Consider the following 15,855-nt stretch of genomic DNA (forward strand, 5'->3'; position numbering starts at 1 on the left):
CTCGCGGGACGAGTTGCCGCAGCTCAAGGAGCAGGGCGTCATCTGACCGACCCGACCGACCGGAGTGAGGTAGCCCCCATGTCGACTTCAGCACCCCGAACCGCGACGGTCACCGACCGGCTCGTGGAAGCCAACCGCGCCTACGCCGCCCGCTTCACCGACCCCGGCATGGGCGCCCGACCCGTGCTGCGCGTGGCCGTCGTGGCGTGCATGGACGCCCGCCTCGACCTGCACGCCGCGCTCGGACTGGAGCTCGGCGACTGCCACACCATCCGCAACGCCGGGGGAGTCGTCACTGACGACACGATCCGCTCTCTGACGATCAGTCAGCGTGCCCTCGGCACCCGCAGTGTGGCGCTCATCCACCACACCGGCTGCGGTCTCCAGACCCTGACCGAGGACTTCCGGCACGAACTGGAACTGGAGGTCGGCCAGCGTCCCGGGTGGGCGGTGGAGGCCTTCCGGGACGTCGACCAGGACGTACGGCAGTCCATGCAACGCGTGCGCACGTCGCCGTTCCTCCCGCACACCGACGATGTGCGGGGGTTCGTCTTCGACGTGGCGACCGGGCTGCTGCGGGAGATCGACCCGAACTCCTGAGCCGCCCCGGTCCGTTGGCGGCGATAGCCGGCCGGGGTCAGTCGTCCCGGCCGGCCACCGCGGCGATCTGCTCGCAGTAGAAGTCGGTGGTGTTCCGGGTGTGCCGGCGCATGAGCTCCTCGGCGCGGTCGGCGGCACCCTCGCCAATGGCCTCGATGATCCTCGCGTGCTCGTTCCAGGCGTCCTTGCCGCGGGGCTTGGCGATGGGCATGTAGTACCAGCGCACCCGCCGGTCGACCTGGGGGATGAGTTCGTCGAGGACCGCGTTGCGGGACAGCAGGGTGATGTGGCCGTGCAGGGCGGCGTTCGCCTCCACGATGGCCCGGGCGTCCCCGGCCGCGAGGGCGGCCAGACCGGTCTGCTGGAGTTCCCACAGCCGGGCGACGTCCCGGGCAGTGGCGTGCCGGGCCGCTCCGCGCGCGGAGTGGGTCTCCAGAAGGGCCCGGACGCTGAGGAGTTGGGCGCACTCCTGCGTGGTGGGGGAGTGGACGAACGCCCCCTGTGAAGGGCGCAGGTCGACCCAGCCGGCGGTCTGGAGCCGCTGCAGCGCCTCTCGGATCGGCTGCCGGCTCACTCCGAGGCTCTCCGCCAGCTCGGCCTCGACGAGATGCCGGCCGGGTTTGAGCGAGCCGTTGATGATCAGTTCGGTGAGTGCCTCGTAGACGGCCTGGCGGAGCGGAGTGGGCCTGCTGATCTGGCCATGGGCTGTCACGGTGGGCGTGTCGGGCATGGGCCCTGTCTCCCTCGTTCGGCTGATGGGTCCCGGAAATTGCCCGGCTGGACCCCTGGCGCGGTGACCTTCCCATGCAGAATACTGTATGCAATCATCATTCGACAGTGGACCACCAGCCATGCCCGAGGGGGTCGCCCCGTGTCGTACCGCACCGCTCTCTCCGAAGTCCTGACCAGTGCCGTCGGACCCGCCGCCGAAGCAACCGCCGTCCAGGGACGGTTCCCTCGCGGCGCCGTGACGGCCCTCGGCCGCGCCGGACTGCTGGGACTCACCGTCTCCACCGGGTTCGGCGGCGGGGGACGGGGGTTGCCGGAGGCCGCCGACGTGGTCGCGCGGACCGCACGCGTCTGCCCGGCCACGGCGGCCGTCCTCCAGTCCCACTACACGGCGGTCGCCGTCATCGAGGCATACGGCGGCCCCTGGACGCGGGGCGAGATCGCCGCCGGGCGCCACCTCGCCAGTCTCGCGCTCGCCGAGTCGGAGGGGGAGCCGGAGGCCGGGGGCGACGGGGCGACGGCCGAGACCCAGCTCCTCGTGCCGCGCTCCGTGGCCACTCGTTCCGGTGAGGTGGTAGCCCTGCGGGCCCTGAAGCGGCGGGTGGTCGCGGCGGGGGAGGCGGACCTGTACGTCTGGTCCTCCCGGCCCCTCGCCGCCCCCGACGGGCTGACGCTCTGGGCGGTCCCGGCGCACGCCCCGGACCTCTTCGTACCGGCGCGGCCCGGTGCCGCGGGACCCCGCGGCAGCGCGACCTCCACGGTGTTCGCCGACCCGGTGCGGGTGCCCGCGGAGGCGATGCTCGGAGCGGACGGCGGCGGACTCGACATCGTGCTGCGCACGGTCCTGCCGTGGCTGCTCGAACTACGGGCCGCCGCCGAAACCCGCCGCCCGCCGGCCGTCGACCTCGGGAGCGTCCGACGCCCCGCCGGCTCCCTCGCCGCGTCCTGAGCCGTGCCCGGTCAAACGTCAGTCCTGGTTCGCCCTGACCGCGATCTGCCTGCGGTAGAAGTCGGTCGTCCGCTCGGTGTGCTTGCGCATGACCTCGCCCGCCTGGTCCGCGTCGCCCTTGGCGATGGCCCTGATGAGCTGGGTGTGCTCGTTCCAGGCCTCCTTGCCGCGGGGTTTGGCGATGGGCGTGTAGTACCAGCGGACCTTTTGGCCGACCTGGGCGATCAGTTCGGCCAGCACGGCGTTGTCGGCGACGGCGGTGATGAAGTCGTGCAGCGCTGTGTTGGCCGCGACCAGGCGCTCGACGTCGCCGTCGGCGAGAGCGGCGACCCCGTCCAGCTGGAGTTCGTCGAGGCGCGCGATGTCCTCGGGCTTCGCGTTCTTCGCGGCGAGCTGGGCCGAGTAGGTCTCCAGGACCGAGCGGACGCCGAGGAGCTGGGCGGCCTCCTCCTCCGTGGGGGAGTGGACGAAGGCGCCCTGGGCGGGTCGCAGATCGACCCAGCCGGCGGTCTGGAGCCGCTGCAGTGCCTCGCGGACCGGCTGGCGGCTGACGCCGAGGTGTTCGGCGAGCTCGGCCTCGACCAGATGCTGGCCCGGCTTGAGGGAGCCGTTGACGATCAGCTCGGTCAGGGCGTCGTACACGGCCTGACGCAGCGGTGCCGGGCGGGTGACGCGCCGGGACGCTGCGGCCGTGAGTGCCTCGCGCATGGTTGTCCCGTTCTGCCGCCGGTGTCGCGGAATGGCGGCCTTGCCGAGTGGGGCCGTCCGGAGGGTCGCCGAACGGCCGCGTCAGCATACAGGTTTTGGTATGCAACATGGCGGGTGTCGCCGCGGGGTCCGCCCTGGTGGGCGCACCTGACGCGCAGTCCGGTCTCCCCACTTCTCTGTCTGCCTCCCGTGCGGCAGGGTTGTGTATACAGAAGTCTGTATGGAGTATGGTCGGAGTCTCCTGCACCCCTCGCCGGGGACCCGTGTGACGGAAGGCGAAGCGATCATGACGACCAGCGGGAGTGACGTGACGGTCGAGAGCGTGGTCCGGAGGGTGGTGGCCCGTCACCGGGGCGAGCGCGGGGCGCTGCTGCCCGTACTGCATGCCGTTCAGGCCGAGTTGGGCCATGTGCCGCAGGAGGCCGTGCCGGTGCTCGCCGAGGAGCTCAACCTCTCCAGGGCGGACGTCCACGGAGTGGTGACCTTCTACCACGACTTCCGTCGCGAGCCCGCGGGCCGCACCACCGTGCGCATCTGCCGCGCCGAGGCGTGCCAGGCGCTGGGCGCCGACCAACTGGTGAGCTACGCACGCCAGTCCGGACTGCCGCTGGGGGAGACGACGGCGGACGGCTCGGTCACCGTCGAGCAGGTCTTCTGCCTCGGCAACTGCGCGCTCGGGCCGTCGGTGGAAGCCGACGGACGGCTGTACGGACGAGTTGGCCCGGCCAAGCTGGGCTCGATCCTCAACGGGACGGTCTCCTCATGAACAACCCCTCGCACTCCATGGCCACCGTGTACGTCCCCCGCGACTCCGCGGCCAGGTCCGTCGGCGCGGACGAGGTCGCGCAGGCCCTTCAACACGCTGCCGACCGCGGGGACTTCGCCCTGCACGTCGTACGCAATGGATCGCGCGGCATGCTGTGGCTGGAGCCCCTGGTCGAGGTGGTGACTCCCCAAGGGCGCGTCGGCTACGGCCCGGTGGCCCCGGAAGACGTCGAGGGTCTCCTGGCCGCGGGCATGCTCGACGGCGCCGATCATCCCCTGCGGCTCGGTCTCGTCGACGAACTGCCCTGGCTGGCACGCCAGAACCGCGTCACCTTCGCCAGAGTCGGAGTGACGGACCCGCTGTCGGCCGAGGACTACGAAGCCCACGGCGGCCTCGCGGGACTGCGCGCCGCCCTGGAACTCGCCCCCGCGGACGTGGTCGCCGAGGTCACCGCGTCCGGACTGCGCGGCCGCGGCGGCGCCGGATTCCCGGCCGGCATCAAGTGGAAGACCGTGCTGGACTGCGCCGACGAGCTGAAGTTCGTCTGCTGCAACGCCGACGAGGGCGACAGCGGGACCTTCGCCGACCGGATGGTCATGGAGGGCGACCCGTTCATGCTCATCGAGGGCATGACGATCGCCGCACACGCGGTCGGAGCGAGCGAGGGCTACCTGTACATCCGCTCGGAATACCCGGACGCGGTGGCCACGATGCGCCGGGCGATCGGGATCGCCCGCGAGCACGGCTGGCTCGGCACCAACATCCTCGGCTCCGCCCTCGACTTCGACCTGCACGTCCGCGTCGGCGCCGGCGCGTACATCTGCGGCGAGGAGACCTCCATGCTGGAGAGCCTGGAGGGCAAGCGCGGCATGGTCCGCGCGAAACCGCCGATCCCGGCGATCGAGGGCCTGTTCGGCAAACCGACCGTGGTGAACAACGTCCTCACCCTCGCCACCGTGCCCGTGGTCATGGCCGAGGGCGCGAAGGCGTACGAGCATCTCGGCGTCGAGCGCTCCCGCGGCACCCAGGTGTTCCAGCTCGGCGGCAACATCGCCCACGGCGGCATCGTGGAGACCGCCTTCGGCATCACCCTGCGCGAGCTCATCGAGGAGTACGGCGGCGGGACCCACTCCGGACGCCCGGTGCGCACCGCGCAGGTCGGCGGCCCGCTGGGGGCGTACCTGCCGGAGTCGATGTTCGATCTGCCCATGGACTACGAGGCGTTCGCGGCGGCCGGGGCGATGGTCGGCCACGGCGGAGTGGTCGTCTTCGACGACAGCGTCGACATGGCCGCGCAGGCCCGCTTCGCGATGGAGTTCTGCGCCGAGGAGTCCTGCGGCAAGTGCACCCCGTGCCGGGTCGGCGCGGTGCGCGGCGTCGAGGTGATCGACAAGATCGTCGCCGGCACCCACCGGGACGAGAACCTCGCCCTGCTCGAAGACCTCTGCGATCTGATGACCGAGGGCTCGCTGTGCGCGATGGGGGGGCTCACCCCGCTTCCCGTGCGCAGCGCCCTCACCCACTTCCCCGACGACTTCCTCGGCGGCCGTCGACTCCTGGACATCCAGCCCGTACAGGCGACGGGCCCGAGGACGGAGGGCACGGCATGACACTCCTCAAGGAACCCGACTTCGGAACCCCCGAGAGGCCCGGCCCGGCGACGGTGTCCGTCGAGGTGGACGGTCTGGCGGTGACCGTACCCGAGGGCACGTCGGTGATGCGCGCGGCCGCGCAGGCCGGCGTCGAGATACCCAAACTGTGCGCCACCGACAGCCTGGAGGCGTTCGGCTCCTGCCGGCTGTGCGTGGTGGAGATCGACGGCCGGCGCGGCACCCCGGCGTCCTGCACCACCCCCTGCGCCGACGGCATGAGGGTGAGCACCCAGACACCGAAGGTGGAGAAGCTCCGCCAGGGCGTCATGGAGCTCTACATCTCCGACCACCCCTTGGACTGCCTGACCTGCCCGGCCAACGGGGACTGCGAACTCCAGGACATGGCAGGCGTGGTGGGCCTCAGGCAGGTCCGCTACGGCTACGAGGGCGAGAACCACCTCGACGCCGAGAAGGACACGTCCAACCCGTACTTCGACTTCGACCCCGCCAAGTGCATCGCCTGCTCCCGCTGCGTCCGCGCCTGTGGCGAGGTCCAGGGCACCTTCGCCCTCACCATCGAGGGCCGCGGCTTCGACTCCAAGGTCTCGCCGGGCGCCGGCGAGACCTTCATGGACTCCGAGTGCGTCTCGTGCGGGGCCTGCGTCCAGGCCTGCCCGACGTCCACGCTCCAGGAACGCTCGGTCGTCGAACTGGGCATGCCCACCAGGTCGGTGGTGACCACCTGCGCGTACTGCGGGGTCGGCTGCTCCTTCAAGGCCGAGCTGCGCGGCGACGAGCTCGTGCGCATGGTGCCGTACAAGGACGGCGGCGCCAACGAGGGCCACTCCTGCGTGAAGGGCCGTTTCGCCTTCGGCTACGCCACCCACCCGGACCGTCAACTCAAGCCCATGGTCCGCGACCGGATCACCGACCCCTGGCGCGAGGTCGAGTGGGACGAGGCGATCGGCACGGTCGCCCGGCGGATGCGCGAGATCCAGGACCGGCACGGATCGAGCGCCATCGGCGGGATCACCTCCTCACGGTGCACCAACGAAGAGGTCTACGTCGTACAGAAGATGGTCCGCGCGGCCTTCGGCAACAACAACGTCGACACCTGCGCCCGCGTCTGCCACTCCCCGACGGGCTACGGCCTCAAGCAGACCTTCGGCGAGTCGGCCGGCACCCAGGACTTCCGCTCGGTCGCCGAGGCCGACGTCATCATGGTGATCGGCGCCAACCCCACTGACGGCCACCCGGTGTTCGCCTCCCGGATGAAGCGCCGGCTGCGCGAGGGCGCCAAGTTGATCGTCGTGGACCCGCGCCGCATCGACCTCGTGCGCTCGCCGCACATCGAGGCGCGGCACCACCTCCAGCTCCGGCCCAGCACCAACGTGGCCGTGGTCAACGCGATGGCCCATGTCGTCGTCACCGAGGGCCTGGTCGACCGCTCCTTCGTCGACGCGCGGTGCGAAGGCTTCGACGAGTGGGCCGAGTTCATCGCCCGCCCGGAGAACAGCCCGGAGGCCGTCGAGGAGATCACCGGCGTACCTGCCGCCGAACTCCGAGCCGCCGCACGGCTGTACGCCGAAGCGCCCAACGGGGCCATCTACTACGGCCTCGGCGTCACCGAGCACAGCCAGGGCTCGACCATGGTCATGGGGATGGCCAACCTCGCGATGGCGTGCGGGAACATCGGCCGCGACGGTGTCGGCGTTAACCCGCTGCGCGGCCAGAACAACGTGCAGGGCTCCTGCGACATGGGCTCGTTCCCCCATGAACTCCCCGGCTACCGGCACGTCTCCGACGACGCCGTCCGGACCGTCTTCGAGAACCTCTGGGGCGGAACCCTCCTCGCCGAGCCGGGACTTCGCATCCCCAACATGTTCGACGCGGCCATCGACGGCACCTTCCGCGGTCTGTTCGTCCACGGCGAGGACATCGCCCAGTCCGACCCCAACCTGGGGCACGTCACCGCGGCCCTCGAAGCGATGGAACTCGTCGTCGTCCAGGACCTGTTCCTCAACGAGACGGCCAAGTTCGCACACGTCTTCCTGCCCGGGGCGTCCTTCCTGGAGAAGGACGGCACCTTCACCAACGCCGAACGCCGCATCAACCGGGTACGCGCGGTGATGAAGCCGAAGACGGGCAAGCACGAGTGGCAGATCGTCAGCGAGATCGCCACGGCCATGGGCTACGAGATGTCCTACGACCATCCGGGCCAGATCATGGACGAGATCGCGTCGGTCACGCCGACGTTCACCGGAGTCTCCTTCGACCTCCTCGACAAGCTCGGCAGCGTCCAGTGGCCGTGCAACGAGGAGGCCCCGGAGGGCACGCCCGTCATGCACGTGGACGAATTCGTGCGCGGCAAGGGCAAGTTTGTGGTCACCTCCTACGTGCCGACCAACGAACGCAGCACCCGGCGCTTCCCGCTGGTCCTCACCACGGGCCGCATCCTCAGCCAGTACAACGTCGGCGCGCAGACCCGCCGTACCGGCAATGTCGCCTGGCACCCCGAGGACGTACTGGAGCTGCATCCGCACGACGCCGAGGTCCGCGGCATCAACGACGGCGACATGGTCACCCTGGCCAGCCGCGTCGGGCAGACGACTCTGCGCGCGGAGCTCTCCGACCGCATGCCGACCGGGGTCGTGTACACCACGTTCCACCACCCCGTCACCGGCGCCAACGTGGTGACCACGGAGAACTCCGACTGGGCGACCAACTGCCCGGAATACAAGGTGACCGCCGTACAGGTGGCGCTCGCCCGCCCGGACCGGTCGAGCGAGACCGAAGCCGCCGGGAACGACCTCGTGACGGTGGTGGACTGAGATGACAGCGACCGTGCCGTCGGAGTGCAGGATGGCCAACGACATCGCCAGGAACCTCGGGCACCTGCCGGGGGAGGACGCCGCGGAGGCGATCGCGGGGCACATCGGCAGGTTCTGGGACCCGCGCATGCGCACGCGGCTCCACGAGTTCGTCGATGCCGGGGTGGACGGCCTGGACCCCCTGGTGGTGGCCGCGGTGAAGCTTCTGCGCTGACCTGTGCGGTCTCCTCCCTGTACATCACTCCACACTGCATACAGTATGGAGCCAGTGATCCCATGGGCAGGGAGGAGCCGCTCATGCTGTTCCGGCAGCTCGAATACTTCGTGGCGGTGGCGAGGGAACGGCACTTCGCCCGGGCGGCGGAGTCCTGCTACGTCTCCCAGCCCGCGCTCTCGGCGGCGATCGCCAAACTGGAGCGGGAGCTGAACGTCACCCTGATCAACCGCGGCCACAACTACCAGGGCCTCACCCCGGAGGGCGAGCGGCTCGTGGTGTGGGCCAAGCGGATCCTCGCCGAACAGGACGCCTTCAAGGCCGAGGTGGCCGCCGTGCAGTCCGGCATCACGGGGACCCTGCGGCTCGGCACCGACCCCACCGCGTCCACGACCCTCGCCCTTCCCGTGGCCGCCTTCTGCGCGGCGCACCCGCTGGCCAAGGTCCAGGTCCGCTCCCGGCTGTCGACGAAGGAACTCCATCGCCAGCTGCGTGACTACGAACTCGACGTGGCCATCGCCCACTTCGATCCGGACGACCAGGAGGGTCTCCAGGTGGTCCCCCTCTACCAGGAGAGGTACATGCTGCTGGTCTCCGACGACCAGCTGGTGGCCCAGTCCGCCACCGTGTCCTGGGCGGACGCGGCCCAGTTGCCGCTCGCACTGCTGACGCCGGACATGCGGATCCGCCAGATCGTCGACACCGTGTTCGCGGAGAAGGGGTACGTGGTGACCCCGCAGGTCGAGACCGACTCGATCGCCTCCCTCTACGCCCACGTGGGCGGCGGTGGCTGGGCGAGCATCGTGCCCCACACCTGGCTGCGCGCGATGCCGGTGGTCGGCCGGACGAGAGCCCTGCCGCTGGTCGACCCGGAGGCCGGAGCCCAGGTCTCCGTGGCGATCCACGCGGCGACCCCCGGCTCGGTCGCCGCCCGCGCGTTCGTCAACGCGGCGACGGGCCTCTCCCTGGACGACTTCTTCGCCCGCCCCCTGCCCACCGACCACCGGGTGCGCTGAGCTCCGCCCGGGTGCGGGTGTCCGGCCGGCGCTGCTCTCTCCGGTCCAGTTGTCGTTTCGCGGTGCACGGCGGCGCGGCGGCGGGCGCGTCCGCGACGACTCCCTTGCCCGTCCGCCCCCTGCCGGGCGCTGCCGCGACTGCCCTGTCGGGGTGCTGCGCCCAAGCCTGCCTGGTCGGGGCGTTGCCTCGGACAGGCCGCTCCCGGGCATGGCGGGCGCTGCCGCGACTGCCCTGTCGGGGTGCTGCGCCCAAGCCTGCCTGGTCGGGGCGTTGCCTCCGACAGGCCGCTCCCGACGAGCACCGCGGGCCCTGTCGCGACTGCCTCGTCTGGCGCTTCTCCGACAGGCTGCACCCTGCCGGGCGCGGCGGGCGCTGCTCACCCCGTCGCGGAGCGGCCTTCAAGACTGCCCGTGGAGACGCTGCCTCCGGCAGGCCACTCCCCGCCGCGCGCGGCCGGCGCTGCCCCGACTGCCCTGTCGGGGTGCTGCCCTCAGGCCTGCCTGGTCGGGGCGGCTCCCCCGGACAGGCGGCTCCCCGCTGGGCGTGGCGGGCCCTGTCGCGATTGCCCTGTCGGGGTGCTGCCCCCGAGCCTGCCTGGTCGGGGCGGCTCCCCCGGACAGGCGGCTCCCCGCCGGGCGTGGCGGGCCCTGTCGCGATTGCCCTGTCGGGGCGCTGCCCCCAAGACTGCCCGTCGGGGCGCTCCGCCCGACAGCCCGCTCCCCGCCGCGCGCGGCCGGCGCTGCCCCGACTGCCCCGTCGGGGCGCCGCCCCCAAGACTGCCCCGTCGAGGCGCCGCCCCCGTCAGCCCCTGTCAGGGTGCATACCGCGCCTGTACCGCCTTCCGGTCCAGTCCCCCCTTCGCGGTGTACGGCAGCGCGGTGACCAGCTCAAGGCGGTCCGGTACTTCGAACGCGGCCAGCCGGTCGCGGCAGTACCGCAGGATCTCCTCGCGCCCGACGCCGTCGGCCTCGCGCACCACCACGGCCGCGCCGACCCGCTGCCCGTACACCCCGTCGGGGACGGCGAACACGGCCGCCTCCGCAACCCCGGGGCAGCCGGCCAGGATGTCCTCGACATGCTCGGGCGAGATCTTCTCCCCGCCCCGGTTGATGAGGTTCTTGATCCGCCCGGTCAGCGACAGATACCCGTCCTCGTCCAGCGCCCCCAGATCACCGGTGCGCAGCCACCCGTCGACGAAGGTCCGCGCCGACTCGTCCCCGTCGGCGAGATAACCCCGGGCGACCGTGGGCCCCTGCACCCACACCTCGCCCTCGACGCCCACCGGACAGGGACGCCCGCCCCGGTCCACGACCCGCACCTCGACCCCGGTCGGCCGGCCCACCGACCCCTGCCTGAGCGCTCCCCGCTGCGGCAGCGGTTCGCTGGTCGCCTGGTGCGAGGACTCGGTCATCCCGTACGCGGACAGCAGCGGCGCGCCGAACGTGCGCTCCAACGCCCGCTGCGTCGCCGTGTTGAGGGGCGCGCTGCAACTGCGGACGAACTTCAGCGGCGGCGCCTGCGGACCCGGGTACTCCCGCTCCGACCGGTCCAGAAGGATCTCGTGGATCGCCGGCACCGCCGTGAACCACGTCGCGGCCACGGCCCGCATGTCGTCCCAGAACGTGCCCGCCGAGAACCGCCCCCGCTCGGGCAGCAGCACACAGCCCCCGCTCGCCAGGGACGCCAGCAGCGCGGCGAACAGCCCGTGGCCGTGGAAGAACGGCATCACCGCGACGGTCGCGTCCCCGGGGCCCAACTCGTAGGTGGCGCAGATGTTCCGAAGCGACGCGGCCACATTGGCGTGTGTCAACGGCACCATCTTCGCCCGGTCGGTGGTACCGGCGGTGAACAGCACGAGGGCGTCCCGGTCCGACAACTCACCCGCAGCACCTACGACTTGTGGCACTTCGCAGACGCCGGGTTCGAGTACGACCGCAGCCGTCCCCGCCCGGGAGACGTCCACGCGCAGCGGCCAGGCCGGCACCGGAAGCGGGACGACACCGGACGCCGACGGATCGAGGAGTACCGCCCGCGCCCCCAACGCCGTCAGTCGCGCGGACAGTTGGGACTCGGGCAGCGCAGGATCCAGCGGCGCCGCGACCAGCCCGGCCCGCGCCGCGCCGAGCAACCCGACAACGAACTCCGCGGTGTTGGCACAGATGAGGCCGACCGCGTCACCGCGGCGCAGCCCCGCACCACCGAGCCGGCCGGCCACGTCGTCGGCCAGGGACGCGAGCCCCCGGTACGACAGCTGCACACGCTCGCCGGTCACCACGAGGGCCCGGGCGTCAGGGCGTTCACGTACCTGCCGGTCGAGGAGGTCGCCAAGGCCGGTGACCTCCGAAGGCCGGTACCGGTTCGCGTCACGCACGGATGCCGCGGCCGGAACGGCCATGACCCCACCCCCTCGCACAGGTCCGACGAAACATCCACTGCGAGCGTGCGGTGGCACCCGGTGCGCGTCCAATACCCGCTGACGAACGGCCGATAGCAACTGTCTATCAAGGGAGTTGCCAAGCCCCTGACCAGCCCTCGATAGACGCCGTTTATCGGCTGGTCGCCGATGGGTCTTGGACGCGGACGAGCGCGCTGCGGATGGTGAGAGAAGTAGCCGCTCCGGCAGGACCTGCCCAAGGAGGACCTCGGACCATGACCGCCCCCTCGACACTGGAGACCGCGGCAGCAGCCGACGTTCCGACCGAGCTCACCGACGGGTACCACCTGGTCGTCGACGCGCTCAGGATGAACGACGTCGACACCATCTACGGGGTGGTCGGCATCCCGATCACCGACCTGGCCCGTCTCGCCCAGGCGCAGGGCATCCGCTACATCGGCTTCCGCCACGAGAGCAACGCCGGACACGCGGCCGCCATCGCCGGCTACCTCAACAAGAAACCCGGCGTGGCCCTCACGGTCTCGGCCCCCGGTTTCCTCAACGGCCTGGTCGCCCTGGCGAACGCGACCACCAACTGCTTCCCGATGGTCCAGATCTCCGGCTCCAGCGAGCGCCACCTCGTCGACCTCAAACAGGGCGACTACGAGGAGATGGACCAACTCGCCGCCGCGCAGCCCTTCGTGAAGGCCGCCTACCGGGTCAGCCGGGTGGAGGACATCGGCCGGGGCATCGCCCGCGCCCTGCGCACCGCGATCTCCGGGCGCCCCGGCGGCGTCTATCTCGACATCCCCGCCGCGGTGCTCGGCGCCATCATGCCCAAGGCGGAGGGCGACCGGACACTGAGCCGTCTCGTCGACCCCGCGCCGCGCCAGCTGCCGGCGCCGGAGGCCGTGGACCGGGCGATCGAGCTCCTCGCCTCCGCCGAGCGCCCGCTGGTGGTGCTGGGCAAGGGGGCCGCGTACGCCCAAGCCGACGCCAAGGTACGGCAGTTCATCGAGTCGACCGGCATTCCGTACGTACCGATGTCGATGGCGAAGGGCCTGCTGCCCGACGACCACCCCCAGTCGGCGGCCACCGCCCGTTCCCTGGCGCTGAAGAAGGCCGACGTCGTGATGCTGATCGGCGCCCGCCTCAACTGGCTCCTCGGCCATGGCCGGGCGGGGTGGAACCCCGACGCCAAGTTCGTCCAGATCGACATCGACCCCAAGGAGATGGACAGCAACCAGCCCATCTCCGCACCCCTCGTCGGTGACATCGAGTCGGTGCTCGACGCGCTCGCCGAACGCACCAAGCCCGGCCAGATCACGGCCCCTTCGGCCTGGCGCGAGGAGCTCGGGGCGCGCTCGGCGCAGAACGTCGCCAAGATGGCCGAGCGCCTGGAGGCCGACCCGCATCCGATGCAGTTCATGGGCGCGCTGAAGGCCGTACGCGACGTCGTGCACGCGCACCCGGAGACGTACATCGTCAACGAGGGCGCCAACGCCCTGGACATCGCGCGCAACGTCATCGACATGCATGTACCGCGGCACCGCCTCGACAGCGGCACCTGGGGCGTCATGGGCATCGGCATGGGCTACGCGATCGCCGCCGCCGTCGAGAGCGGCGCCCCGGTCGTGGCCATCGAGGGTGACAGTGCCTTCGGGTTCAGCGGCATCGAGATCGAGACGATCTGCCGCTACCAGCTGCCCGTCGTCACCGTGATCATGAACAACGGCGGTGTCTACCGCGGCGACGACACCAACCCGTACGACGACGCGCCCTCACCCACGACCCTCATGTCGGCGGCCCGCCACGACCTGCTCATCGAGGCGTTCGGCGGCAAGGGCTACCGGGCCACCACACCCGCCGAGGTCACCGCCGCCCTCACCGAGGCCCTCGCCTCCGGCGGCCCGGCGCTCATCGACTGCGTGATCGACCCCTCGGCAGGCACCGAGAGCGGCCACATCTCGCACCTCAACCCCAAGGGCATCACCGTCGGCAACATCACGCCGGCCAAGAAGTGACCACGTAACTTCACGAAAAGGAAGCACACATGAGTGAAAAGCCGCTCGCCGGAATCAAGGTGATCGACTTCACCGGGGTCCAGGCCGGTCCCGCCTGCACGCAGATGCTCGCCTGGTTCGGCGCCGACGTCCTGAAGGTGGAGCGCCCCAACGGCGGCGATGTGACGCGCCGTCAGCTCAGGGACATCGAGGAACTGGACGCGCTCTACTTCACGATGCTCAACAGCAACAAGCGTTCCCTCGCCATCAACACCAAGACCGCCGAGGGCAAGGAGGTCCTGGAGAAGCTCATCAAGGACGCCGACGTCCTGGTGGAGAACTTCGCCCCGGGCGCCCTGGACCGCATGGGCTTCACCTGGGAGCGCATCCAGGAACTCAACCCGCGGCTGATCTTCGGCTCGGTGAAGGGCTTCAACGACCAGTCGTCCTGGAACGACCTCAAGGTCTACGAGAACGTCGCCCAGTGCGCGGGCGGCGCCGCCTCCACCACCGGCTTCTGGGACGGCCCTCCCACCATCTCCGGCGCCGCCATCGGTGACACCAACACCGGTATGCACCTGGCGATCGGCATCCTCACCGCGATCATCGACCGGGGGAGGACCGGCCGCGGCCAGAAGGTCTCCGTCTCCATGCAGGACGCCGTGCTCAACCTCTGCCGCGTCAAGCTGCGCGACCAGCAGCGCCTGGAGCGGGTGGGGTACCTGGAGGAGTACCCGCAGTACCCGAACGGCGAGTTCACCGACGTGGTGCCGCGCGGCGGCAACGCGGGCGGCGGCGGCCAGCCCGGCTGGGTCCTCAAGTGCAAGGGCTGGGAGACCGACCCGAACGCCTACATCTACTTCACGGTCCAGGAGCAGAACTGGAAGCGCACCGCCGAGGTGATCGGCCACCCCGAGTGGGCCGAGGACCCGGAGTACGCCACCGCGCGGGCCCGCCAGTCGCACATCTTCGAGATCTTCGAGGAGATCGAGAAGTGGCTCGCGGACAAGACCAAGTACGAGGCGGTGGACATCCTGCGGGAGTGGGAGGTGCCCTGCGCGCCGGTGATGAGCATGAAGGAGATCGCCTACGACGAGGACCTGCGCAACAGTGGCACGGTCGTCGAGGTCGAGCAGAAGGGCCGGGGCACCTATCTGACCGTCGGCAGCCCGGTGAAGTTCTCCTCCTTCAAGCCGGAGGTCGTCGGCGCCCCGCTGCTGGGCGAGCACAGCTCCGAGGTCCTGGTGGAGCTGGGCTACGACGAGGAGACCATCGGCCGGCTGAAGGAGAGCGGGGTCATCGTCTGACGCAGAGCCGACGCGAAGCGGCCGTGGCCCGAAGGCCACGGCCGCTTCCGCGCTGTCCGGCGGTGCTCAGACCGTCGTCGTCTCGGCCCGCCGCCGCATCAGCTCCCGCTCCCGCTCGCGTCGCGCGGTGACGTCCCGGATGACCGCGCCGCAGTAGGAGCTGCCGTCGGGTCCCGCCAGCAGCACCACGCTGAACTCGATGGACAACTTCCGGCCGTCCGCGGCCAGCGCCGGGACGTTCAGTAGATCCGCGTCCCCGTACTTGCTGTACCCCCGCTCCATGGCCGCCTCGAACCCGTCCTGATGCCGTTTGCGGTGCCTCTCGGGAATGATGACGTCCAGGCTCCGACCGGCCACGTCGGCCGCCGGAAATCCGAAGATGCGCTCCGCGCCCCGGTTCCAGTAGCGGATCAGCCCTTCGCTGTCGATGATCACTATGCCGTCGGGTGCCTGGTCTGCCATGCCGAGCACCACCGCGGGGTCCAGATCTGCCATGTCGCCTCCGAGCCGGGGCCATTTTGGTGGCCAACAGTATACAGAATACTGTCGTCACGTACCCTGGCGAGGCTCCCGGAGGTTCTCGGGGAGGACGGATATGCAGGTGAAGGGCACACCGAAAGCTTGGTATTGTTGTCCATGTCGCCGCGGGGAACACCCCCGTCAAGGCGGCAGACACCTGGTCCGGGTGGCGGAATGGCAGACGCGCTAGCTTGAGGTGCTAGTGCCCTTTATCGGGCGTGGGGGTTCAAGTCCCCCCTCGGACAC

At 70.7% G+C, this 15,855-nt stretch carries 13 protein-coding genes and 1 tRNA gene; 10 read left to right on the forward strand and 4 right to left on the reverse strand.

What is annotated here, in order from left to right:
• Positions 1 to 78 precede the first annotated feature (78 nt).
• Positions 79 to 600, forward strand: a complete 522-nt coding sequence (locus AQJ46_RS34140) for a beta-class carbonic anhydrase (RefSeq protein ID WP_059209240.1) — start codon at positions 79 to 81, stop codon at positions 598 to 600.
• A gap of 37 nt (positions 601 to 637) precedes the next feature.
• Here the strand turns inward: AQJ46_RS34140 and AQJ46_RS34145 are convergent, their stop codons facing one another.
• The gene (locus AQJ46_RS34145) at positions 638 to 1,330 is read right to left on the reverse strand and encodes a GntR family transcriptional regulator (RefSeq protein ID WP_059209241.1); all 693 of its coding nucleotides are present in this window, start codon (positions 1,328 to 1,330) and stop codon (positions 638 to 640) included.
• Positions 1,331 to 1,471: 141 nt separating this feature from the next.
• On the opposite strand from AQJ46_RS34145, the gene AQJ46_RS34150 reads away from it, so the two are divergent.
• Positions 1,472 to 2,278: an acyl-CoA dehydrogenase family protein gene (locus tag AQJ46_RS34150; RefSeq protein ID WP_059209242.1), complete on the forward strand. Its 807-nt coding sequence runs from the start codon at positions 1,472 to 1,474 to the stop codon at positions 2,276 to 2,278.
• 18 nt (positions 2,279 to 2,296) lie between these two features.
• Here AQJ46_RS34150 and AQJ46_RS34155 read toward each other — a convergent pair whose 3' ends face one another.
• Positions 2,297 to 2,986, reverse strand: a complete 690-nt coding sequence (locus AQJ46_RS34155; RefSeq protein ID WP_057612647.1) for a GntR family transcriptional regulator — start codon at positions 2,984 to 2,986, stop codon at positions 2,297 to 2,299.
• Positions 2,987 to 3,272: 286 nt separating this feature from the next.
• On the opposite strand from AQJ46_RS34155, the gene AQJ46_RS34160 reads away from it, so the two are divergent.
• The 5 genes from AQJ46_RS34160 to AQJ46_RS34180 all read left to right on the forward strand — a co-directional run bounded on the left by AQJ46_RS34160 (position 3,273) and on the right by AQJ46_RS34180 (position 9,405).
• Positions 3,273 to 3,752: a formate dehydrogenase subunit gamma gene (locus AQJ46_RS34160; RefSeq protein ID WP_059209467.1), complete on the forward strand. Its 480-nt coding sequence runs from the start codon at positions 3,273 to 3,275 to the stop codon at positions 3,750 to 3,752.
• Positions 3,749 to 5,362 carry a formate dehydrogenase beta subunit gene (locus AQJ46_RS34165; RefSeq protein WP_059209243.1) on the forward strand — a complete coding sequence of 538 codons (1,614 nt, stop codon included), beginning with the start codon at positions 3,749 to 3,751 and terminating at the stop codon, positions 5,360 to 5,362. The genes AQJ46_RS34160 and AQJ46_RS34165 overlap by 4 nt, the downstream gene beginning before the upstream one ends.
• Positions 5,359 to 8,175 (forward strand): formate dehydrogenase subunit alpha, encoded by a 2,817-nt coding sequence (gene fdhF, locus AQJ46_RS34170; RefSeq protein WP_059209244.1) that lies wholly within the window; start codon positions 5,359 to 5,361, stop codon positions 8,173 to 8,175. Before AQJ46_RS34165 ends, fdhF begins: the two co-directional genes overlap by 4 nt.
• 31 nt (positions 8,176 to 8,206) lie before the next feature.
• The gene (locus AQJ46_RS34175; RefSeq protein WP_079072543.1) at positions 8,207 to 8,389 is read left to right on the forward strand and encodes a formate dehydrogenase subunit delta; all 183 of its coding nucleotides are present in this window, start codon (positions 8,207 to 8,209) and stop codon (positions 8,387 to 8,389) included.
• A gap of 83 nt (positions 8,390 to 8,472) precedes the next feature.
• Complete coding sequence (locus AQJ46_RS34180; RefSeq protein WP_059209468.1) at positions 8,473 to 9,405, forward strand: LysR family transcriptional regulator; 933 nt, start codon at positions 8,473 to 8,475, stop codon at positions 9,403 to 9,405.
• Positions 9,406 to 10,217: 812 nt separating this feature from the next.
• On the opposite strand, the gene AQJ46_RS34185 is transcribed toward AQJ46_RS34180, so the two are convergent.
• Positions 10,218 to 11,801, reverse strand: a complete 1,584-nt coding sequence (locus tag AQJ46_RS34185; RefSeq protein WP_059209246.1) for a FadD7 family fatty acid--CoA ligase — start codon at positions 11,799 to 11,801, stop codon at positions 10,218 to 10,220.
• 254 nt (positions 11,802 to 12,055) lie between these two features.
• Between AQJ46_RS34185 and oxc the strand changes: the two genes are divergently transcribed.
• Together oxc and frc are read left to right on the forward strand one after the other, a co-directional pair.
• Positions 12,056 to 13,804 carry an oxalyl-CoA decarboxylase gene (gene oxc, locus AQJ46_RS34190; RefSeq protein ID WP_059209247.1) on the forward strand — a complete coding sequence of 583 codons (1,749 nt, stop codon included), beginning with the start codon at positions 12,056 to 12,058 and terminating at the stop codon, positions 13,802 to 13,804.
• Between the two features lie 29 nt (positions 13,805 to 13,833).
• On the forward strand, positions 13,834 to 15,090 hold the full coding sequence (gene frc, locus AQJ46_RS34195) for a formyl-CoA transferase (protein ID WP_059209248.1): 1,257 nt from the start codon (positions 13,834 to 13,836) through the stop codon (positions 15,088 to 15,090).
• A gap of 66 nt (positions 15,091 to 15,156) precedes the next feature.
• On the opposite strand, the gene AQJ46_RS34200 is transcribed toward frc, so the two are convergent.
• The gene (locus tag AQJ46_RS34200) at positions 15,157 to 15,585 is read right to left on the reverse strand and encodes a PAS domain S-box protein (RefSeq protein WP_059209249.1); all 429 of its coding nucleotides are present in this window, start codon (positions 15,583 to 15,585) and stop codon (positions 15,157 to 15,159) included.
• A 184-nt stretch (positions 15,586 to 15,769) separates the two neighbouring features.
• Here AQJ46_RS34200 and AQJ46_RS34205 point away from each other — a divergent pair.
• Positions 15,770 to 15,854 (forward strand) — tRNA-Leu (locus AQJ46_RS34205).
• Position 15,855: the final 1 nt, after the last annotated feature.

This window comes from Streptomyces canus (assembly GCF_001514145.1).
Classification (GTDB): domain Bacteria; phylum Actinomycetota; class Actinomycetes; order Streptomycetales; family Streptomycetaceae; genus Streptomyces; species Streptomyces canus.

Excerpts from the sequence above, each read along its gene's own strand:
- AQJ46_RS34140 (WP_059209240.1), top strand. The coding sequence starts at position 79 with ATGTCGACTTCAGCACCCCGAACCGCGACGGTCACCGACCGGCTCGTG.
- AQJ46_RS34145 (WP_059209241.1), bottom strand. The coding sequence starts at position 1,330 with ATGCCCGACACGCCCACCGTGACAGCCCATGGCCAGATCAGCAGGCCC.
- AQJ46_RS34155 (WP_057612647.1), bottom strand. The coding sequence starts at position 2,986 with ATGCGCGAGGCACTCACGGCCGCAGCGTCCCGGCGCGTCACCCGCCCG.
- AQJ46_RS34160 (WP_059209467.1), top strand. The coding sequence starts at position 3,273 with ATGACGACCAGCGGGAGTGACGTGACGGTCGAGAGCGTGGTCCGGAGG.
- AQJ46_RS34165 (WP_059209243.1), top strand. The coding sequence starts at position 3,749 with ATGAACAACCCCTCGCACTCCATGGCCACCGTGTACGTCCCCCGCGAC.
- fdhF (WP_059209244.1), top strand. The coding sequence starts at position 5,359 with ATGACACTCCTCAAGGAACCCGACTTCGGAACCCCCGAGAGGCCCGGC.
- AQJ46_RS34175 (WP_079072543.1), top strand. The coding sequence starts at position 8,207 with ATGGCCAACGACATCGCCAGGAACCTCGGGCACCTGCCGGGGGAGGAC.
- AQJ46_RS34180 (WP_059209468.1), top strand. The coding sequence starts at position 8,473 with ATGCTGTTCCGGCAGCTCGAATACTTCGTGGCGGTGGCGAGGGAACGG.
- AQJ46_RS34185 (WP_059209246.1), bottom strand. The coding sequence starts at position 11,801 with ATGGCCGTTCCGGCCGCGGCATCCGTGCGTGACGCGAACCGGTACCGG.
- oxc (WP_059209247.1), top strand. The coding sequence starts at position 12,056 with ATGACCGCCCCCTCGACACTGGAGACCGCGGCAGCAGCCGACGTTCCG.
- frc (WP_059209248.1), top strand. The coding sequence starts at position 13,834 with ATGAGTGAAAAGCCGCTCGCCGGAATCAAGGTGATCGACTTCACCGGG.
- AQJ46_RS34200 (WP_059209249.1), bottom strand. The coding sequence starts at position 15,585 with ATGGCAGATCTGGACCCCGCGGTGGTGCTCGGCATGGCAGACCAGGCA.